The following is a 19,966-nucleotide window of genomic DNA, read 5'->3' as shown; positions in this document are numbered from 1 at the left end:
CAGAAGTGAAACGCCGTAGCGCCGATGGTAGTGTGGGGTCTCCCCATGCGAGAGTAGGGAACTGCCAGGCATCAAATAAGTGGAAAGCCCTGTACTGACGTACAGGGCTTTTTGCTATGAGGAATTTAGGAAATGAAAAAGGACATAACCTCTAGTTTTGCTGATTTTTCAGCCACTGAATAACAAATTCCCCTACATTATCAACCTCGTTTATATTCAAGAGATTGATCGCAGGCTTAACCGGATCGAACAAACCATCACAGGCGACTGCAACAACATGATTATCAATCAGGCTTTCCAGTAGTTTCCCTGTCTCTTTCCTGTACAGCACGATTTTATCAATTTCTTCATGCTTAAATCCCTCTACTAAAATCATATCCAGGTTATTACTGTCGAAACGGGTCGCCAGATATTCCAGACTGAGCTCGTCCTGACCCGGAGTTTCAGTCATCAGCGCCCACCGGCTATTGCTGGCAATCATCGTCTGGTCTGCGCCAGCTTTACGCAGCTCAAAACTGTCTTTACCCGGTGTATCAACGTCGACATCATGGTGGGTATGCTTAATCAGACCGGTTCGTATACCACGCTGACGCAGGTAGGGAATGAGCTGTTTCAGCAATGTGGTTTTTCCCGTCCCGCTGTAAGCGGCTACTCCAAGCAGTGGAATTTTTTTGTTGTTTATCATCTTAAGAGATCCTGCCCGCGGGTTTTCCAAAGTGTCACATCTTCAGGGGTATTGAGGTTGGAAAAAGCCGTTGATTCACCGAAAAGTATCGATTTTGCCCCTATATTATGAAGGAAAATCATCAGCTTCCTGTCACCATTTTCAAGATATGCCGTCAACGTCGGGATCAGAGCGCGGTTTAAAAGGCAAAGTGTCGGATGCTCACGATCCGTATCGCGTGCATAGGCTGCTTTCTGACCTGATAGTCCGGCAGACAATGATTGGCTGAGACTGGCTGGGAAAGCGGGAACGTCGCAGGGAACGAAAAGTACCCATTCTGTTTTACTCACCGATAACGCTGCAAGCATACCGGCAAGAGGGCCTGAGAAATCGGGTTTGATGTCGGGGACGGTCTGGAAATCCCTCCCGTAACGTTCAGAGTTCCGGTTACAGCTGATTAAAATGTCTCCGACTTGGGGACGTAATCTTTGGGCGATATGTTCAAATAAAGGCTGACCATTAATATCAATCAGCCCTTTATCTTCCCCCATCCTGCTCGACCGACCGCCAGCTAAAATAACGCCAGTAATGTTATTGCGATCCATACTACCCACCTGTCTAAAGCTCATTATTGCTGTCATTGTAACGCCTTAATTTACCCCCACGCAGGTTAAACTTTTCTGCGGTGAGCTTGTACTTTCCCTGACGAAATAACCCTGTTATTTTTAAGGTCTGAAAACAAGTGGAGAAGGATTATCATGAAAGAACATCGCGTGAACGAACTGATCGAACTGCTGCATCCTGCATGGAAAGAAGATTGCGATCTGAACCTGATGGAGTTTATCCAGAAGCTGGCTACAGAATGTGGTTACCAGGGACCATTAGGCGAACTCAGTGATGACACATTGATTTATCACCTGAAAATGCGTGGTACTGACAGTACTGCTGAAATCCCGGGTTTGAAGAAAGACTATGAGAATGATTTTAAAACTGCACTTTTACGTGCCCGCGGTGTGATTAAAGATTGATGTAAACTTATGTGAACTTCATGCGAACCGCCAAAAATAGATGATACTATTTCCCATTGTCATTTTTCTGTGCGGCCAATCCGAATGAAGTTATGAACAATTCAGCTTTTAATTTTCAGGCATTGTCGCCGGATCTTATCCTTGATGCGTTAGAGAGTGTCGGTCTTATTGCTGAGTCCGGCCTCACTGCATTAAACAGCTATGAAAACCGTGTTTACCAGTTTCTCGGTGAAGACAGAAAACGCTATGTGGTGAAGTTTTACCGTCCTGAGCGATGGACAGAAGAACAGATCCACGAGGAGCATCAGTTTTCTCTCGATATGGCTGATGTGGAAATACCTGCTGTTGCCCCTCTTTCTATCAACGAAAACACTCTGCATCATTATCAGGGATATATGTTTACCGTATTTCCCAGTGTCGGTGGTCGTCAGTATGAAATCGATAATCTCGACCAGTTGGAGTGGGTCGGACGTTTTCTAGGACGTATTCATCAGGTGGGAAGTGAAAGCTTGTTTACGGCGCGTCCCACTATCGGGCTTGACGAGTATCTTGTCCACCCGCGAGAGGTTCTCGCGCAATGTCCGCTGATCCCTAAAAGTTTACGCGAACCTTTTTTATCTGCAACCGATCAGCTGATTCGCACTACATGTGATTATTGGCATACTGACTGGCAACCTCTACGCTTACATGGTGATTGTCATCCGGGGAATATTCTCTGGCGGGACGGGCCGTTGTTTGTCGATATGGATGATGCCCGTAATGGCCCGGCGATACAGGATCTCTGGATGCTGCTGCATGGCGATCAGAGTGAGCAAAGGCTCCAGTTAGATATCTTGCTGGAGGCTTACGGAGAGTTTGCTGATTTAGATACCCGCGAATTGTCTTTGATTGAACCGCTGCGCGCGATGCGCATGGTTTACTATCTGGCCTGGGTTGCCCGTCGCTGGGAAGATCCTGCATTTCCCAAGAGTTTCCCCTGGATGCAGGACGAAGATTTCTGGCGTAGCCAGATAGCGGCATTTACTGAGCAAGTTAAGAAATTACAGGCACCTCCTTTACAGCTGATGCCAATGTATTGATTCATGATTAATGTTCGAAGTTTAATTAAATGGAGATAGGCTTTATATGAAAAAGATATTCCTGGCATTGGTTGGTATGGTTATGGCCTTCAGTGTGTCTGCCGCGCAATTCTCTGATGGCGCACAGTACGTTACTTTAGATAAAACCGTTGCCAATGAGCCACAGGTACTCGAGTTCTTCTCATTTTATTGCCCGCACTGCTACCAGTTTGAACAAGTCTGGCATGTCTCTGACAACATCCGTAAGAACCTGCCTAAAGATGTTAAATACACCAAATATCACGTCGAATTCCTGGGGCCGCTGGGTAAACAATTAACTCAAGCCTGGGCTGTTGCGATTGCTCTGGGTGTTGAAGACAAAGTAAGCCCGCTGATGTTTGATGCTGTGCAAAAACAGCAATCAGTTCAGAATGCTGACGATATCCGTAAAGTCTTTATTCAGGCGGGTGTGAAAGGCGAAGATTATGATGCCGCACTTAACAGCTTTGTCGTGAAATCTCTGGTTGTTCAACAAGAGAAAGCCGCTGCTGATCTGGGTCTGCAAGGCGTTCCTTCTGTATTTGTGAACGGCAAATATATGGTTAAAAATGACGGACTTGATACCAGCTCAATGGATATGTACGTTAAACAATATTCTGATGTGATCAACTTCTTAGCGAACAAAAAATAAGAATTCCTGATCTTAACGCCAGCTTTCGGGCTGGCGTTATATCTTCAAAGAATTGAAATTCAGAAAATTATTATCGATGTAAATATAAAAATCCCTCCAGAAAGTTTTCCGATAAATATTACTATCCACAATAGCTATTAAACTTCTATTACATCAATATTTCATAAACCATTCGTATAACCTGATGAAACACGTAGTTAAAATCCTGATGGTTTTTTAGATTAACATCCCGTATTAATTTCCTATTAAAACTATTCACAAAGTTATCCACAGGGTGATCCTTCGAGATCCCTCGCAACTTCGCAATGAATTTCCTTCTCAAGGTTCGTCTTTCCCGCTGGCTATGGCATCCTTAGAGCATGTCTGATCACGAATAAAGAAGAGTTATGGCCCAGATAGCAGAAAACCCCTTAATCCTGGTGGACGGCTCGTCCTACCTTTATCGCGCTTACCATGCGTTCCCTCCGCTGACCAACTCTGCGGGCGAACCGACCGGCGCGATGTACGGTGTGCTGAATATGTTGCGCAGTCTGTTGCTGCAATACACCCCAAGCCACGTTGCTGTGGTTTTTGACGCGAAAGGCAAAACCTTCCGTGATGAACTGTTTGAACAGTATAAGTCTCACCGCCCTCCGATGCCGGATGATCTGCGCTCTCAGATTGAGCCGCTTCACCAAATGGTGAAAGCGATGGGGCTGCCATTATTGGTCGTTTCCGGCGTAGAGGCCGATGACGTGATCGGTACGCTGGCACTTGAAGCCGAGAAAGCAGGACATGCGGTTCTGATCAGTACCGGTGATAAAGATATGGCGCAGCTGGTTACTCCGGGCGTCACTTTGATTAACACCATGAATAACGCGATCCTAGGGCCAGATGAAGTTGTTGAGAAATATGGTGTTCCACCAGAGCTGATTATTGATTTCCTTGCGCTGATGGGTGACTCCTCGGATAACATTCCGGGCGTACCGGGCGTGGGTGAGAAAACAGCACAGGCGCTTTTACAAGGCATTGGTGGCCTCGATGCGCTGTATGCTGATCTCGATAAAGTGTCGACACTAAGTTTCCGTGGCTCAAAAACCATGGCCACAAAACTGGCGGATAATAAAGAGGTGGCTTACCTCTCTTACAAGCTGGCGACTATCAAAACGGACGTTGAGCTGGATCTGACCTGTGCAGAGCTGACGGTTTCAGAACCTGATGCCGACGAACTCCATAAGCTTTTTGGTCGCTATGAATTCAAGCGCTGGCTGGCGGATGTAGAATCCGGCACCTGGCTGAGCGCCAAAAAATCGACAGGAAAAGCGCCAGCATCAGCGAAGAAAGGCGCGCAGGCTGAAGAAACGATTTCAGCATCTGCTGTCGAACCTAACCAGCTTTCGCAGGACGGTTACGTCACCATTCTGGAACAGGCGACTCTCGATGAGTGGATCGGTTATCTGAAAGCATCGGACGTTTTCGCTTTCGATACCGAAACGGATGGTCTGGATACGCTGACGGCTAATCTGATCGGTTTGTCTTTCGCTACGGAAGCGGGCAAAGCGGCTTATCTTCCTGTGGCGCATGATTATCTTGATGCACCGTCGCAGCTGGATCGCGATGATGTGCTTAAACAACTTAAGCCGTTACTCGAAGATGAAAATCAGCGGAAAGTCGGGCAGAACCTGAAGTTCGACCGCGGCGTTTTACTGCGTTATGACATCGAATTAAAAGGTATCGCCTTCGATACCATGCTCGAGTCCTATGTGCTCGATAGCGTGTCCGGGCGTCATGACATGGACAGTTTGGCCGATCGTTATCTCGGTCATAAAACCGTAGGCTTTGAAGAGATTGCCGGTAAGGGCAAAAATCAGCTGACTTTCAACCAGATTGCGCTTGAGCAGGCGGCGCCGTATGCGGCAGAAGATGCCGATGTCACGCTGCAATTGCATCAGGCACTCTGGCCACGCATTCAGGAAAGTGAATCCCTGACCAAGGTGTTCACGGATATTGAAATGCCGCTGGTGCCTGTTCTTTCGCATATCGAACGCACCGGTGTGTTGATTGATCAGAATATCCTCGCTGCTCACTCGAAAGAGCTGGCTATTCGTCTGAACGAGCTGGAAAACAAAGCGCATGAACTGGCCGAAGAGCCTTTTAATCTTTCTTCGACCAAACAGCTTCAGGCCATTTTGTACGAAAAACAGAAATTGCCGATCCTGAAGAAAACCCCGGGTGGCGCACCATCAACCAATGAAGAAGTTCTGGCTGAGCTGGCACTCGATTATCCATTGCCGAAAGTTATTCTGGAATATCGTGGTCTGGCGAAACTGAAATCGACTTACACCGACAAACTGCCGTTGATGATCAACCCCCAGTCTGGTCGCGTGCATACTTCTTACCATCAGGCAGTTACTGCAACGGGACGTCTGTCTTCCAGCGATCCCAATCTGCAAAACATTCCTGTGCGTAATGACGAAGGGCGCCGTATCCGTCAGGCATTTATCGCGCCAAAGGACTACATCATTCTGGCGGCTGACTACTCACAGATTGAATTGCGTATCATGGCACATTTATCGAAAGATGAAGGTTTGCTGAAAGCCTTTGCTGAAGGCAAAGATATTCACCGCGCAACCGCTGCAGAAGTTTTTGGTACGCCGTTGGAGAAAGTCTCCGGTGAACAACGTCGCAGCGCGAAAGCGATTAACTTTGGTCTGATTTACGGCATGAGCGCCTTTGGTCTGTCACGCCAGCTGAATATTCCGCGCAAAGAATCTCAGCGTTATATGGATTTGTACTTCGAGCGTTATCCGGGCGTATTGGAATACATGGAGCGCACTCGTACTAAGGCATCTGAACAGGGTTACGTTGAGACGCTGGATGGCCGCCGTCTGTATCTGCCGGACATTAAATCCAGCAACGCCATGCGCCGTAAAGGTGCTGAACGTGCCGCGATCAACGCCCCGATGCAGGGGACCGCGGCTGACATTATCAAACGCGCCATGATAAGCGTCGATGCCTGGCTGAAACAGACAGACGCACCGCGTGCCCGCATTATCATGCAGGTACACGATGAACTGGTGTTTGAAGTGCATAAAGATGATGTCGAAGCAGCGAGTGAAAAAATTCGCAACCTGATGGAAGCCAGTATGTCGCTGGCAGTTCCGTTGAAAGTGGATGTCGGAACGGGTGAAAACTGGGATCAGGCTCACTAAGTGAATAGTTATTAAGCTTTTTTTGTAATTAAGCTACAGAATTCTCTGCTCAGATCATGAAGGTGATCGCATAAACCGCGATTTTTGTGTAAGTAAACTACAAAAAGTTCTTTTTCCCTGTCAGGAAATAGGGTAAAGTTTCTCTCGTAGGGTACAGAGGTAAGATGTTCTATCTTTCAGACCTTTTACTTCACGTAATCGGATTTGGCTGAATATTTTAGCCGCCCCAGGCATTTATGTCTGGGGCGTTTTTTATTGGGCTTTTCACAGAGTTACGACAGTTTTCTGACCGACTGTCATAAAGCTGCAGCCATAAAAAAGGGCAGCCTGTTGGCCACCCTGATGTGTTCTTTATTTACAGATTTCTTCGTTAAAGCGCGGAAAATTATTCGCCTTCGTCAAAAAGCTCTTCTTCCAGCACTTCTGGTGGGATTTCACTGAACCATGTGTTCAGTTTATCACTCAGTTTGTCCACGCCCATTTTCTTCGGTGAAGAAAACGCTTCAACCTGAATATCACCCATGAATTCCTTCACGGCTTCGCGGACCATTTTGATCTGCGCCTGACGCGCACCGGATGCCAGTTTGTCTGCTTTAGTCAGCAACAACATCACCGGCGTACCAACATCCACAGCCCACTGAATCATCTGCTGATCGAGATCTTTCAGCGGATGGCGGATATCCATCAGCACAACCAGACCTTTCAGCGAGTTACGCATTTGCAGATATTCACCCAGTGCGCGCTGCCATTTACGCTTCATTTCTTCCGGTACTTCAGCGTAGCCGTAACCCGGTAAGTCGACCAGACGGATCCCCGGTTTCACTTCGAACAGGTTGATGAGCTGAGTACGGCCAGGCGTTTTACTGGTACGTGCGAGACTTTTCTGCTGCGTCAGAGTATTCAATGCGCTGGATTTGCCGGCGTTTGAACGACCAGCAAATGCGACTTCAATGCCTGCGTCAGATGGCAAATGCCGGATATCCGGGGCGCTCATGACGAAATGGGTCATATGATAGTTGTAAGTTTGGCTGGTCAAAGCGTGCGTCTCCGTGAGGCATGAGTATCTGGCTGGCGATTATAACTGCAACAGAGCCGAGATGCGTTCGTGTTTTTAAATTCCGAATGATGAGGCGAAGGGACCACAGAGATGAAGGCGGGGGAAATTGCCTTCATGATGTAAGACATTTGCTATTCATGATGCGGGTTATTTCGCTTATTTTGTCGCCGTGTTTTTTAATGTTATTCAATTTCAATAAGATAAAAATTATGTGGTTCTGAAACCTACATGTCGGCAGGCGGGTATCTTGAGCCTTTGTGCCAGTCGGGTAAAGTATTTCTTACGCGGTGAAGGCGAGAACGGACACAAGGACGAATATTGCATTCAGGGATCACGGGAAATGCATCGCGATTTACGGACGAACGGAGCCGGAGGCTCTGAAAGGCAAAGGAAAAACCGGGACGTTGACGCTATACAGGGAAAGTGTTTGAGGAATATCCTTCTTCGGAAGGAAAGAAAAAGGCAGCAAGGTTAACTTGCTGCCTTTTTTCTTTGTTCGCTTTCTGCTAGATTCCGCCGCAAATCTATACTAAATGTACACACCTAAGAGCAGATGCCATGAAACAGCCAGCGAAAGCACCGCGCGCCAATACCGCGACAGCTAAAACAAAGAAGAAAAGTCGTGTAGAGCTTGATATCGAAGCGCGCGAACGCAAGCGTGACAACAAGCGCCGTGGCCACAAAGCAGGCTCACGCGCAAACCCGGACGCTGCCCAGAATCAAAGCGGGGCTGGCGCTAAAAAAACTGATCCACGTATCGGCAGTAAAAAAGCTGTGCCATTAATCGTGGAAACCGTCACAAACAATGCAGCGAAAGCGAAGAAAGCGGCGCAGGTGAAGCCGGAAGCAAAACCAAAAATGTCTCCGCAAGAAGAACTGACATTATTAGAAAATGATGAGCGTCTGGATTCCCTGCTCGATCTTATCGACGATGGCAAAGCGCTGAGCGCAGAAGATCAGGCTTATGTTGACCAGACTCTGGATCGTATTGATGTTCTGATGGAAATCCTCGGTATCGAACTTGGCGACGACGAAGATGACGAAGAAGAAGAGAAGAACGAAGATATGATGCAGTTGCTAAAACGCGGGAATCCTAAAGAAGGTTTCTAAGCGATGCGCTGGGTCATTCCGGCAATAGCCTTACTCTTTGCATGTTATCTCCTTTGGTTATTCGGTAAACTACGACGGTTATCGAAAACCAAAGCACGTTTGCGCAGAGCGACCTTTGTAAGGCAGGCCAAAAGCCTGCCTGTAAGGGAAACCGGCAGCATCCGACGCCGGAAGGAGTAAGTCACCCATGTCAGAACAGACCACCGTCTGGGATTTAGCGCTGATCCAGAAGTACAACTATTCAGGTCCGCGATACACATCCTACCCAACAGCACTCGAATTCAGCGAAAGCTACGACGATGCGGCTTTTAAGAAAGCGGCTGTTCGTTATCCTGATCGCTCCCTTTCCCTGTATGTGCATATCCCTTTCTGCCATAAGCTCTGCTATTTCTGCGGCTGTAATAAACTGGTGACCCGTCAGCAGCATAAAGCCGAAGAATATCTCAACGTGCTTGAGAAAGAGATAAGCCACCGTGCGCCGCTCTTTAAGGGCCGTCAGGTCAGTCAGTTGCACTGGGGCGGTGGTACTCCCACTTACCTTAATAAAGCGCAGATAAGCCGTCTGATGGGCCTTCTGAGGGCACACTTTGATATTCTGCCTGATGCAGAAATGTCACTTGAGGTGGATCCACGCGAAATTGAGCTGGATGTGCTCGATCATCTGCGCAGCGAAGGCTTTAATCGTCTGAGTATGGGCGTGCAGGATTTCAATAAAGAAGTGCAGCGTCTGGTGAACCGCGAACAGGATGAAGACTTCATCTTTGCGCTGATTGAACGCGCCCGTGCGCTGGGCTTCAACTCCACCAATATCGATCTGATTTACGGCCTGCCGAAACAAACGGCGGAAAGTTTTGCTTATACGCTGCAACGTGTTGCAGAGCTGAACCCGGATCGTCTTAGCGTGTTCAATTACGCGCACATGCCTACACTATTTGCCGCTCAGCGTAAAATCAAAGATGCCGATCTGCCCGGCGCAGAAGAGAAGTTGAAAATTCTGCAGGAAACCATCGCCTCGCTGACCGCCTCTGGTTACCGCTTTATCGGGATGGATCACTTTGCCCGTCCAGACGACGAACTGGCGATTGCCCAGCGCGAAGGCAAACTGCACCGCAATTTCCAGGGATATACCACGCGGGGCGACAGCGATTTGCTGGGCATGGGTGTATCAGCCATCAGTATGCTGGGCGATACCTACGCACAGAACGAGAAAGACCTCAAAACATATTACGCCAGAGTGGAAGAGCAGGGGAACGCACTATGGCGCGGTCTGGAAATGACTGATGACGATTGCCTGCGCCGCGATGTGATTAAATCGCTGATCTGCCATTTTGAGCTGAGTTTTGCCGATATCGAACAACATTATGGCATCCGCTTTACCGAGTATTTCGCCGACGATCTGGCCCTGCTTAAACCACTGGCAGAGGACGGGCTGGTTGAGGTGAGTGATAAGCATATTCAGGTCACGCCACGCGGACGTTTACTTATCCGTAATATCTGCATGTGCTTTGATATTTATTTGCGCCAGCAGGTACGTCAGCAGCAGTTCTCCCGAGTGATCTGATTTCATTGCTACAAACAAAAACAGCCGCTTATGCGGCTGTTTTGCTTTCTGGCATCTGGGCTTTTATTCCATGCCCAGTTCTTTCAACTTACGGGTCAGGGTATTGCGCCCCCAACCCAGCAGGCGTGCGGCTTCCTGCTTATGTCCCTGCGTGTGGCGCAATGCTGTCGTCAGCAAAGTGCGCTCCATTTCAGGCTGCGCTTCGGACAAAAGATTTTGATGACCGGAACGCAGGGCGCGGTCGGCCCATTGCGCCAGCAACGTCGCCCAGCTGTCCGGCAGGCTCTGACCACCGGTTTCCGGGGCAGAGGTTTCAAACAGTTCGCTCGGTAAATCCTGAATCAGTACTTCCTGACCGGCCGCCATCACTGTTAACCAGCGACAGGTGTTTTCCAGCTGGCGCACGTTGCCTTGCCACGGCAGACGCGTCAGCGCGGTTTCCGTTTCCGGATGCAGGTTTTTCGCTTCCACACCCAGTTCTTTTGCCGCGACTTGCAGGAAGTAACGTGCCAGACGCGGAATATCTTCGCGACGTTCACGCAGCGGTGGCAGATGGACGCGGATAACGTTCAGGCGGTGGAATAAATCCTCACGGAATTTACCTTCCTGAACCCGCAGCTCCAGATTCTGGTGAGTCGCGGCGATAATGCGCACATCCACTTTCACCGGCGCATAACCGCCCACACGATAGAACTGACCGTCTGCCAGCACGCGCAGAAGGCGGGTTTGCACATCGAGCGGCATATCACCGATTTCATCGAGGAACAGCGTGCCATTATCGGCCTGCTCAAAACGTCCCTGACGGATGGTGTTAGCGCCAGTAAACGCCCCTTTCTCGTGGCCGAATAATTCTGACTCGATCAGGTCCTTCGGGATAGCCGCCATGTTCAGCGCGATAAAAGGCGCTTTGGCGCGCGGGCTGTGGCGGTGTAAAGCATGAGCGACCAGCTCTTTACCGGTTCCTGATTCCCCGTTAATCAGCACGCTGATTGAGGAGCGGGACAAGCGACCGATGATGCGGAACACGTCCTGCATGGCTGGCGCTTCGCCGATAATATCCGCCGTCGGGCCGCTCGAAGGCTGGCTGCGTGCCGGTTGCTGTTGTTCCTGATAATGGCTGATGGCACGTTCAACCAGTGCCACGGCTTCGTCAATGTCGAAAGGTTTTGGCAGATAATCAAATGCGCCTTGCTGATAGGCGCTGACCGCGGCATCCAGATCGGAGTGTGCTGTCATTATGATGACCGGAAGCATGGGGTGGCGTTGTTTAATCTGTTTTAACAGCGCTAAACCGTCCATCCCGGGCATACGGATATCTGATAACAAAACGTCAGGGGTTTGAGTCGCAATGGCATCAAGCACTTCATTGCCGCTGTCAAACGTGGTGCAGGTTAAACCGGCTCCAGTGAGCGCACGTTCAAGTACCCAGCGGATGGAGCTATCGTCATCGACGATCCAGACTATCCCTCGTTGCATAAGAACCTCACTGGCGAATAGGCAGGTAAACCGAGAATTCGGTATGTCCTGGCCAACTGTTAAATTCAACTTTACCCGAATGCTGATCAATCAAACTGCGCGCGATGGAAAGGCCCAAACCGGTGCCCCCTTCGCGGCCACTGACCATGGGGTAAAAAAGAGTGTCCTGCAAATGTGCCGGTACGCCGGGGCCGTCATCTTCAATATCGATTCGTGCCGCCAGACGATAACGCACGCCGTGTAACGTAATCTGGAAAGCAGTCCGCGTGCGCAGTGTAATTGTGCCGCCTTCCTCCCCCAGCGCCTGTAAGGCATTGCGGGTGATATTCAATAAAATCTGTTCTATCTGATCAGGGTCGTGTGCCAGTTCCGGCAGGCTCGGGTCATAGTCCCGCACCAGCTGAACGTTATCGGGTTTTTCCATCGACACCAGCTGGCAAACGCGCTCTGCAACCTGATGAATACTTTGTGTAATGTGCTGGCTCGGTCGTTGCGGCCCCAGCAATCTGTCCACCAGATTACGCAGGCGATCTGCTTGCTCAATAATGACTTTGGTGTATTCCAGCAAAGCCGGATCCGGCAGCGCTCTTGATAATAACTGAGCTGCACCACGCAAACCGCCAAGCGGATTTTTAATTTCGTGCGCGAGGCCGCGGATTAAATCCCGGGCTGCAACCTGCTGAGCATGTTGCAATTGTTCCTGACTGAGTCGTCGCTGATTATCCATCGGCGCCAGTTCGACCAGAATGAAACCCTCCGGCAGCATCTGCGCGGTCAGTGACAATACATGCGCGCGGCCATCGACGACTAAGGTCACTTCGCTGTCTGTAAAGCCCTGTCCGGCTGTCAGACTTTCACGCATTAACTCAATGTTGAGCGAAAAATATCCCACCAGTTCTGGCAAAGGGGTGCCAAAAAGTTTGCGGGAACTTTGCGCCAGTAACTGCTGAGCCGCCGGGTTGGCGTAATGCACAGCCAAATCGTCGTCCAACAGCAGAACGCTGTTGATTAAAGAATTCAGGATCTGCCCAGCATCGGGCAGCTTGCCAGTTGCCATACCGCAGTCTCCCGCACCTGATGGGTGCATTTTATCTCGCTACCCGGCGAAATCACGGGTCAGAGGGGTTAAGCAGGAAAGAGTGTGGAGAAAAAAGCCCATCCGGAGATGGGCTGAAAGTTTCCACGGCAACAAATAAAATCGTTTTACTTAATTTTGACGCTGAAGGTTTTTCTTACCGCCAGACCTTCAGTCAGGTATTTCTCTCAGCGCCGGTCAGAGGGCGGGCGCTGAGTTCAGGTTCAATTCGAAAATTAAACGCTGTTTTTATTAAACGCTGTAATACAGTTCGAACTCAACCGGATGCGGAGTCATACGCACGCGGTCCATTTCTTCTTTACGCAGACCGATGTAAGCATCGATAGCGTCGTCAGTGAACACGCCGCCACGGGTCAGGAACTCGCGGTCTTCATTCAGTGCGTTCAGGGCTTCTTCCAGTGAACCTGCAACTTTTGGAATTTCTGCTTCTTCTTCCGGTGGCAGGTCGTACAAGTTTTTGTCCATCGCATCGCCAGGGTGGATCTTGTTGATGATACCGTCCAGGCCAGCCATCATCAGTGCAGCAAACGCCAGGTATGGGTTAGCCGCTGGATCAGGGAAGCGTGCTTCGATACGCATTGCTTTAGGCGTTGATACGTGTGGAATACGGATGGATGCAGAACGGTTACGCGCAGAATAAGCCAGCATAACTGGTGCTTCGTAGCCCGGGACCAAACGTTTGTAGGAGTTAGTCGTCGGGTTAGCGTAGGCGTTGATCGCTTTAGCGTGTTTAATGATACCGCCGATGTAGAACAGTGCCATTTCAGACAGGCCGCCGTATTTGTCGCCAGCGAACAGGTTGTTACCGTTCTTGGACAGAGACATGTGGCAGTGCATACCGGAACCGTTATCGCCAAACATTGGTTTTGGCATGAAGGTAGCAGTTTTGCCAAATGCGTGAGCCACGTTGTGAACCACGTATTTGTAGATTTGGATTTCGTCAGCTTTTTTGGTCAGGGTGTTGAAGCGGGTGGCCACTTCGTTCTGGCCAGCAGTTGCCACTTCGTGGTGGTGAGCTTCAACAACCAGACCCATTTCTTCCATGGTCAGACACATGGTAGAACGCAGATCCTGGGATGAGTCGACCGGAGGAACCGGGAAGTAACCGCCTTTAACTGCAGGCCGGTGGCCTTTGTTGCCGCCTTCGTATTTGGTGCTGGAGTTCCATGCGCCTTCGATATCATCGATAGCAACGTGAGAACCGGAGATGCTGCTGCCGAAGCGCACATCATCAAACAGGAAGAATTCTGGCTCTGGCCCGAACAGAACGGTGTCCGCGATACCGGAAGAGCGCAGGAAGTCTTCTGCACGTTTTGCGGTAGAACGTGGGTCGCGGTCATAACCTTGCAGCGTAGTTGGCTCAAGGATGTCGCAACGAATGATCAGAGTGGTTTCTTCGTAGAACGGATCAAGAACAGCAGTGCTCGCATCTGGCATCAAAACCATGTCAGATTCGTTAATGCCTTTCCAGCCACCGATTGAAGAGCCATCAAACATTTTGCCTTCTTCGAAGAAGTCAGCGCTAACCTGGTGTGCAGGAATGGTGACGTGCTGTTCTTTGCCTTTGGTATCTGTGAAACGTAAATCTACGAATTTCACTTCATGCTCATTCAGCATCGTCAAAACGTGTTCAGCGGACATACTAGTTCTCCCGAATTTCTCATTATCGTCGTGGAACGAATAACCATTTTTGGTCTTTAGTTGGAAATAACAGCTTTACTTGAACTGGCGTGTGGACTGAACAGCGCTATTATTTGACTGGTCAGACGCTTCACCCTGTAAAAACTTTTTTTTACCCTAAAAACTATTAGCGAAAAGTGTGCCAACTTTGAGAAAATGCAAACAACGCCATTTTACAGGGCTCTTGCACTCGATAAGTATGCACCATAACGGAATTTCTGCACTATAATGGTGCTAACTCTGAGATGCATGGCACCAAAACGGTGCGTCATAATGGTTCAGTGGTCTTTTTGCACCGTGAAAGGGATCACAAAGTAACCATCCATAAGTTGTTTCATCAAGATCCTTGTGATCTTGTTTAGAACCTCGCTTAATACGTGTACAATAGCGCGCTATTTCTAATGCCTGAGGCAAAGCTGTGATCGAAAATTTGCGTAACATCGCCATTATTGCCCACGTTGACCATGGTAAAACCACCCTGGTCGACAAGCTGCTGCAACAATCCGGTACTTTCGGAGAGCGTGTAGAAGCCACTGAACGCGTAATGGACTCCAACGATTTGGAGAAAGAGCGTGGGATTACCATCCTCGCAAAAAACACCGCCATTAATTGGAAAGACTACCGCATCAACATCGTGGATACCCCAGGACACGCCGACTTCGGCGGTGAGGTAGAGCGTGTGATGTCAATGGTCGACTCGGTGCTGCTGGTTGTGGATGCAATGGATGGCCCAATGCCGCAAACCCGTTTCGTGACCAAAAAAGCATTCGCTAATGGTCTGAAGCCGATCGTGGTAATCAACAAGGTTGACCGCCCTGGCGCGCGTCCTGACTGGGTTGTTGATCAGGTCTTCGACCTGTTCGTAAACCTGGACGCAACCGACGAACAACTCGATTTCCCAATCATCTATGCATCAGCACTGATGGGTATCGCGGGTAACGACCATAATGCTATGGCCGAAGACATGACCCCGCTGTACCAGGCGATCGTTGACCACGTAGCTCCGCCACAAGTTGAGATGGAAGCACCTTTCCAGATGCAAATCTCTCAGCTGGACTACAACAACTATGTTGGCGTCATCGGTATCGGCCGCATCAAACGCGGTACCGTGAAGCCTAACCAGCAAATCACTGTCATCGACAGCGAAGGCAAAACCCGTAATGGTAAAGTCGGTAAAGTTCTGACCCACATGGGTCTTGAGCGTATCGAAGCGACCATTGCTGAAGCGGGCGACATCATCGCAATCACCGGCCTGGGCGAACTGAACATCTCCGACACTATTTGTGATCCGGCGAATGTTGAAGCTCTGCCAGCGCTGAGCGTTGATGAACCAACAGTGACCATGTATTTCTGCGTTAACACCTCTCCGTTCTGCGGTAAAGAAGGTAAGTATGTGACTTCACGTCAGATCCTTGACCGTCTGAACAAAGAACTGGTGCACAACGTTGCATTGCGTGTTGAAGAAACTGAAGATGCTGATGCATTCCGCGTTTCAGGCCGTGGTGAACTTCACCTGTCGGTTCTGATCGAAAACATGCGTCGTGAAGGTTTCGAGCTGGCGGTTTCCCGTCCTAAAGTAATCAACCGTAAAATCGATGGCCGCATGCAAGAGCCATTCGAGAACGTGACACTGGATATCGAAGAGCAACACCAGGGTTCTGTAATGCAGGCCATGGGTGAGCGTAAAGGCGATGTCAAAGACATGATCCCAGACGGCAAAGGTCGTATCCGTCTTGATTACCTGATCCCTGCTCGTGGCCTGATCGGCTTCCGTACAGAATTCATGACCATGACTTCTGGTACCGGTCTGCTGTACTCCACGTTCAGCCACTACGATGACGTTCGTCCGGGCGAAATCGGCCAGCGTCAGAACGGCGTGCTGATCTCCAACGGTCAGGGTAAAGCAGTTGCGTTCGCACTGTTCAGCCTGCAAGACCGCGGTAAATTGTTCCTGGGCCACGGCGCAGAAGTGTATGAAGGCCAGATCATCGGTATTCACTCACGTTCTAACGACCTGACCGTGAACTGCCTGACCGGTAAGAAACTGACCAACATGCGTGCGTCCGGTACTGACGAAGCAACGACTCTGGTTCCTGCTATCAAAATGTCTCTGGAGCAAGCTCTGGAATTCATCGATGATGACGAACTGGTCGAAGTAACTCCTCAGTCTGTACGTATCCGTAAACGTCACCTGACCGAGAACGATCGTAAACGTGCTATGCGTGGTCCTAAAGAAGGTTAATCTTCTTTAACGCTCGCCGTTACACAGAAACAGGGTGCCTTTGGGTACCCTGTTTTTTTTGTCTTTTTTTCTAACGCTGAGGTAAACACCGCAACTCTGTCACTGTTCAGGTGTACGTTTTACCGCTAAAGTTAAAAGTCATCTTTGAAATCAGGAGCGTGCAATGCTGTACATTTTTGATATGGGAAACGTCATTATTGATATTGATTTCAAACGTGTCCTTGGCGTGTGGAGTCATCTCAGCGGAACGCCGCTGGCCACGCTGACTGAGCGGTTCAAAATGGGCGATGTGTTCCAGAAGCACGAGCGGGGTGAAATCAGCGACGAACAGTTTGCAGCCGATCTGTGTAATGAAATGGGCATTGCGCTCAGTTTCGAGCAGTTCAGTGCGGGCTGGCACGCGGTATTTGTCGGTCTGCGTCCTGAAGTCATCACTTTATTCCAGAAGCTGCGCGAAGAAGGTCATCGCGTTGTCGTGCTGTCGAATACTAACCGTTTACACCTGGATTTCTGGCCTCAGCACTATCCGGAAATCGAAGCCAATACCGATGCAATGTATCTTTCGCAAAATCTGGGTATGCGAAAACCTGAACCGGAAATCTTCCAGCATGTGCTGGAAAAAGAAGGCTTTACTGCCAGCGAGGCAGTTTTCTTTGATGATGTGGCAGAGAATATTGAAGCTGCCCGCGCGGCAGGCATTGAAGCTGTGTGGGTGGAAGATAACCAGACGGTACCGAAATACTTTTCCTGAAGGATGTAAGGATGCAGCACAGGGCATTGAGCCACTATCCAAAATCATTGTGGAAGTTCACAGTCCTGCTCTTAAAGCGCTCAGACAAGGATGGCCTGACGCTTCTCGCGGGCCATTTAGCCTATGTCTCTTTGCTTTCGCTGGTACCTTTGATCGCTGTGGTATTTTCGCTGTTCGCGTTATTCCCGGTGTTCTCGGATATCAGCGCGCAGCTGAAAACCTTCATCTTTTCTAACTTCATGCCGGCGACGGGCAATACCATTCAGCGTTATCTCGAACAGTTTGTTGCCAACTCCAGCAAAATGACGGCGGTGGGCACCTGCGGGTTAATCGTCACCGCACTGCTTCTGATAGCCTCCGTAGACAGCGTGCTGAACAAAATCTGGAACAGCAAAACCAAGCGCCCGATTGTGTTCTCCTTTGCGGTGTACTGGATGGTATTAACGCTCGGCCCAATTCTTTTGGTGGCCAGCGTGGCGGTCAGTTCTTATCTGCTTTCACTGAACTGGCTGAACCTCAGCGGGGTGCATTCCCTTATCGACCATGCGCTGCGTATTCTGCCGTTACTGATTTCCTGGGTGACGTTCTGGCTTTTATATCAGGTGGTGCCAACGGTCAGAGTTCCGGCAAAAGATGCGCTGATAGGCGCGCTGGTATCCGGTGCATTATTTGAACTGAGTAAAAAAATCTTCACCTTATACATTCAGCTTTTCCCGTCATATCAGTTGATTTACGGTGTACTGGCTGTGATCCCCATTTTATTTCTCTGGGTCTATGTCAGCTGGTGTATCGTGCTTCTTGGGGCCGAAATTACCGTCACGCTTGGCGAGTTTCGCTCCGTGAGAAAATTGCAGTCTGCTCAATACAAGGCAGAAGAATAATCAGTCTGAAGGATTTGTATGATTGCGTTAATTCAGCGGGTTTTGAATGCCAGTGTCACTATCGATGGCGACGTTTGCGGCCAGATAGGGCCGGGATTGCTGGTTTTACTGGGTGTTGAACAGGGCGATGACGAACAAAAAGCTAAGCGCCTTTGTGAACGGGTGATCGGGTACCGAATTTTCGGCGACGAAAATGACAAAATGAATCTTAACGTGCAGCAGGCTGGCGGCAGTCTGCTGGTAGTGTCGCAATTTACGCTGGCGGCTGACACGCAAAAAGGCATGCGTCCGGGGTTCTCGCGCGGTGCTGAGCCGCAGGAAGCCGACCGGTTGTATCAGTATTTTTGCGGGCAGTGCCGTGAGAAAGGCATTGTGACCGAAACCGGGCGTTTCGCTGCGGATATGAAAGTGGCACTGGTGAACGACGGGCCGGTGACCTTCTGGCTACAAGTCTGATCGATAAGGCATAACGCCGGAGAGAAAGCATCTATGTATCACCTGAGAGTACCGACGACCGAAAAAGAACTGGCCGCCTATTACCGATTTCGCTGGGAAATGCTGCGCAAACCCCTGCGGCAACCTGAAGGCTCCGAACGGGATGCCTACGATTCTATTGCGCATCATCAGATGGTTGTGGATGAAAGCGGCGAGCCGGTCGCGGTTGGCCGTTTATACATTAATGCCGATAACGAAGCCTCAATCCGCTTCCTGGCCGTTGATCCGGATGTGCAGGACAAAGGGTTAGGAACGCTGGTGGCGATGACTCTGGAGTCTGTGGCGCGTCAGGAAGGGGTAAAGCGCGTAGTCTGTAGTGCCCGCGAAGACGCGGTCGACTTCTTTGCCAAACTGGGTTTTGTGAATCAGGGCGAGATTACCACGCCGCAAACGACTCCGGTCCGCCACTTCCTGATGATTAAACCTATTGAAACGCTGGATGACATTCTCCATCGCCCCGACTGGTGCGGGCAGTTGCAACAAGCCTGGTACGACCATATTCCTCTGAGTGAGAAAATGGGGGTGCGGATCAGCCAGTATACCGGCCAGCGTTTTGTGACCACGATGCCGGAAACAGGCAACCAGAATCCGCACCATACGTTATTCGCCGGGAGTTTATTCTCGCTGGCAACGCTGACCGGCTGGGGTTTGATCTGGCTGCTGCTGCGTGAACGGCATCTGGGCGGCACCATCGTGCTGGCCGACGCCCATATACGCTACAGTTCTCCGGTGACCGGCAGGCCTCGTGCGGTGGCCGATCTCGGCTCAGTCAGTGGTGACCTTGACCGTCTGGCGCGCGGACGTAAAGCCCGCGTTCAGCTTGAGGTGAATTTATACGGTGATGAAGTGGATGGCGCGGTGTTTGAAGGGACCTATCTGGTCCTTCCTGCGGCACCCGGTGCACCGCTGGAGCCTGAAATTAACTGATTTGTTTCAGACCAATTAAAAGGCACCGCGATTGCGGTGCCTTTTTTGCTTTTAAGAG

General features: G+C 49.9%; 18 protein-coding genes. 12 read left to right on the top strand and 6 right to left on the bottom strand.

The genetic code is table 11. From position 1 onward, the window contains the following. Nucleotides 1–151: 151 nt before the first annotated feature. Together mobB and mobA are read right to left on the bottom strand one after the other, a co-directional pair. Nucleotides 152–685 carry a molybdopterin-guanine dinucleotide biosynthesis protein MobB gene (gene mobB, locus J1784_RS09475; RefSeq protein WP_217148992.1) on the bottom strand — a complete coding sequence of 178 codons (534 nt, stop codon included), beginning with the start codon at nt 683–685 and terminating at the stop codon, nt 152–154. After that, the gene (mobA, locus tag J1784_RS09470; protein WP_217148991.1) at nt 682–1,269 is read right to left on the bottom strand and encodes a molybdenum cofactor guanylyltransferase MobA; all 588 of its coding nucleotides are present in this window, start codon (nt 1,267–1,269) and stop codon (nt 682–684) included. Before mobA ends, mobB begins: the two co-directional genes overlap by 4 nt. Before the next feature lie 153 nt (nt 1,270–1,422). On the opposite strand from mobA, the gene J1784_RS09465 reads away from it, so the two are divergent. The 5 genes from J1784_RS09465 to spfP all read left to right on the top strand — a co-directional run bounded on the left by J1784_RS09465 (nt 1,423) and on the right by spfP (nt 6,844). After that, entirely contained in the window at nt 1,423–1,692 is a 270-nt protein-coding gene (locus tag J1784_RS09465; protein WP_217148990.1) for a YihD family protein, read from the top strand. 92 nt (nt 1,693–1,784) lie between these two features. Then, the gene (locus J1784_RS09460) at nt 1,785–2,771 is read left to right on the top strand and encodes a serine/threonine protein kinase (protein ID WP_217148989.1); all 987 of its coding nucleotides are present in this window, start codon (nt 1,785–1,787) and stop codon (nt 2,769–2,771) included. A gap of 46 nt (nt 2,772–2,817) precedes the next feature. Further along, on the top strand, nt 2,818–3,441 hold the full coding sequence (gene dsbA / locus J1784_RS09455; protein ID WP_217148988.1) for a thiol:disulfide interchange protein DsbA: 624 nt from the start codon (nt 2,818–2,820) through the stop codon (nt 3,439–3,441). 386 nt (nt 3,442–3,827) lie between these two features. Next, nucleotides 3,828–6,632: a DNA polymerase I gene (polA, locus tag J1784_RS09450; RefSeq protein ID WP_217148987.1), complete on the top strand. Its 2,805-nt coding sequence runs from the start codon at nt 3,828–3,830 to the stop codon at nt 6,630–6,632. 164 nt (nt 6,633–6,796) lie between these two features. Then, the gene (spfP, locus tag J1784_RS26990) at nt 6,797–6,844 is read left to right on the top strand and encodes a small protein SpfP (RefSeq protein WP_071892919.1); all 48 of its coding nucleotides are present in this window, start codon (nt 6,797–6,799) and stop codon (nt 6,842–6,844) included. Nucleotides 6,845–7,017: 173 nt separating this feature from the next. Here spfP and yihA read toward each other — a convergent pair whose 3' ends face one another. Beyond that, nucleotides 7,018–7,668, bottom strand: coding sequence for a ribosome biogenesis GTP-binding protein YihA/YsxC (gene yihA, locus J1784_RS09445; protein ID WP_112289285.1), 651 nt, complete (start codon nt 7,666–7,668; stop codon nt 7,018–7,020). A 579-nt stretch (nt 7,669–8,247) separates the two neighbouring features. Between yihA and yihI the strand changes: the two genes are divergently transcribed. Then, nucleotides 8,248–8,799, top strand: coding sequence for a Der GTPase-activating protein YihI (yihI, locus tag J1784_RS09440; RefSeq protein WP_217148986.1), 552 nt, complete (start codon nt 8,248–8,250; stop codon nt 8,797–8,799). A gap of 187 nt (nt 8,800–8,986) precedes the next feature. Then, on the top strand, nt 8,987–10,360 hold the full coding sequence (gene hemN, locus J1784_RS09435) for an oxygen-independent coproporphyrinogen III oxidase (RefSeq protein WP_217148985.1): 1,374 nt from the start codon (nt 8,987–8,989) through the stop codon (nt 10,358–10,360). Between the two features lie 63 nt (nt 10,361–10,423). Here the strand turns inward: hemN and glnG are convergent, their stop codons facing one another. From glnG to glnA, 3 genes are all read right to left on the bottom strand, one after another. Next, entirely contained in the window at nt 10,424–11,836 is a 1,413-nt protein-coding gene (gene glnG / locus J1784_RS09430) for a nitrogen regulation protein NR(I) (protein ID WP_217148984.1), read from the bottom strand. A 7-nt stretch (nt 11,837–11,843) separates the two neighbouring features. Continuing rightward, nucleotides 11,844–12,893, bottom strand: coding sequence for a nitrogen regulation protein NR(II) (gene glnL / locus J1784_RS09425; RefSeq protein ID WP_217148983.1), 1,050 nt, complete (start codon nt 12,891–12,893; stop codon nt 11,844–11,846). A 270-nt stretch (nt 12,894–13,163) separates the two neighbouring features. Continuing rightward, nucleotides 13,164–14,573, bottom strand: coding sequence for a glutamate--ammonia ligase (glnA, locus tag J1784_RS09420; protein WP_013577652.1), 1,410 nt, complete (start codon nt 14,571–14,573; stop codon nt 13,164–13,166). A 457-nt stretch (nt 14,574–15,030) separates the two neighbouring features. Between glnA and typA the strand changes: the two genes are divergently transcribed. From typA to fabY, 5 genes are all read left to right on the top strand, one after another. Next, the gene (gene typA, locus J1784_RS09415; protein WP_217148982.1) at nt 15,031–16,854 is read left to right on the top strand and encodes a ribosome-dependent GTPase TypA; all 1,824 of its coding nucleotides are present in this window, start codon (nt 15,031–15,033) and stop codon (nt 16,852–16,854) included. Nucleotides 16,855–17,017: 163 nt separating this feature from the next. After that, complete coding sequence (yihX, locus tag J1784_RS09410) at nt 17,018–17,605, top strand: glucose-1-phosphatase (protein WP_217148981.1); 588 nt, start codon at nt 17,018–17,020, stop codon at nt 17,603–17,605. Between the two features lie 11 nt (nt 17,606–17,616). Further along, a complete protein-coding gene (locus tag J1784_RS09405; protein WP_217148980.1) occupies nt 17,617–18,486 on the top strand; it encodes a virulence factor BrkB family protein in 870 nt (289 codons plus the stop codon). Between the two features lie 18 nt (nt 18,487–18,504). Further along, nucleotides 18,505–18,942 carry a D-aminoacyl-tRNA deacylase gene (gene dtd / locus J1784_RS09400; protein ID WP_112289293.1) on the top strand — a complete coding sequence of 146 codons (438 nt, stop codon included), beginning with the start codon at nt 18,505–18,507 and terminating at the stop codon, nt 18,940–18,942. Nucleotides 18,943–18,975: 33 nt separating this feature from the next. Continuing rightward, nucleotides 18,976–19,908 (top strand): fatty acid biosynthesis protein FabY, encoded by a 933-nt coding sequence (gene fabY / locus J1784_RS09395; protein WP_217148979.1) that lies wholly within the window; start codon nt 18,976–18,978, stop codon nt 19,906–19,908. The last annotated feature ends 58 nt before the right edge of the window (nt 19,909–19,966 follow it).

This window comes from Rahnella ecdela (assembly GCF_019049625.1).
Classification (GTDB): Bacteria; Pseudomonadota; Gammaproteobacteria; order Enterobacterales; family Enterobacteriaceae; genus Rahnella; species Rahnella ecdela.
Note: the sequence above shows the minus strand (reverse complement) of the source record. Positions and strands in the feature narration are given on the sequence as shown.

Coding starts and splice junctions, on each gene's coding strand:
- mobB (WP_217148992.1), bottom strand. CDS start 685: ATGATAAACAACAAAAAAATTCCACTGCTTGGAGTAGCCGCTTACAGC.
- mobA (WP_217148991.1), bottom strand. CDS start 1,269: ATGGATCGCAATAACATTACTGGCGTTATTTTAGCTGGCGGTCGGTCG.
- J1784_RS09465 (WP_217148990.1), top strand. CDS start 1,423: ATGAAAGAACATCGCGTGAACGAACTGATCGAACTGCTGCATCCTGCA.
- J1784_RS09460 (WP_217148989.1), top strand. CDS start 1,785: ATGAACAATTCAGCTTTTAATTTTCAGGCATTGTCGCCGGATCTTATC.
- dsbA (WP_217148988.1), top strand. CDS start 2,818: ATGAAAAAGATATTCCTGGCATTGGTTGGTATGGTTATGGCCTTCAGT.
- polA (WP_217148987.1), top strand. CDS start 3,828: ATGGCCCAGATAGCAGAAAACCCCTTAATCCTGGTGGACGGCTCGTCC.
- yihI (WP_217148986.1), top strand. CDS start 8,248: ATGAAACAGCCAGCGAAAGCACCGCGCGCCAATACCGCGACAGCTAAA.
- hemN (WP_217148985.1), top strand. CDS start 8,987: ATGTCAGAACAGACCACCGTCTGGGATTTAGCGCTGATCCAGAAGTAC.
- glnG (WP_217148984.1), bottom strand. CDS start 11,836: ATGCAACGAGGGATAGTCTGGATCGTCGATGACGATAGCTCCATCCGC.
- glnL (WP_217148983.1), bottom strand. CDS start 12,893: ATGGCAACTGGCAAGCTGCCCGATGCTGGGCAGATCCTGAATTCTTTA.
- glnA (WP_013577652.1), bottom strand. CDS start 14,573: ATGTCCGCTGAACACGTTTTGACGATGCTGAATGAGCATGAAGTGAAA.
- yihX (WP_217148981.1), top strand. CDS start 17,018: ATGCTGTACATTTTTGATATGGGAAACGTCATTATTGATATTGATTTC.
- J1784_RS09405 (WP_217148980.1), top strand. CDS start 17,617: ATGCAGCACAGGGCATTGAGCCACTATCCAAAATCATTGTGGAAGTTC.
- dtd (WP_112289293.1), top strand. CDS start 18,505: ATGATTGCGTTAATTCAGCGGGTTTTGAATGCCAGTGTCACTATCGAT.
- fabY (WP_217148979.1), top strand. CDS start 18,976: ATGTATCACCTGAGAGTACCGACGACCGAAAAAGAACTGGCCGCCTAT.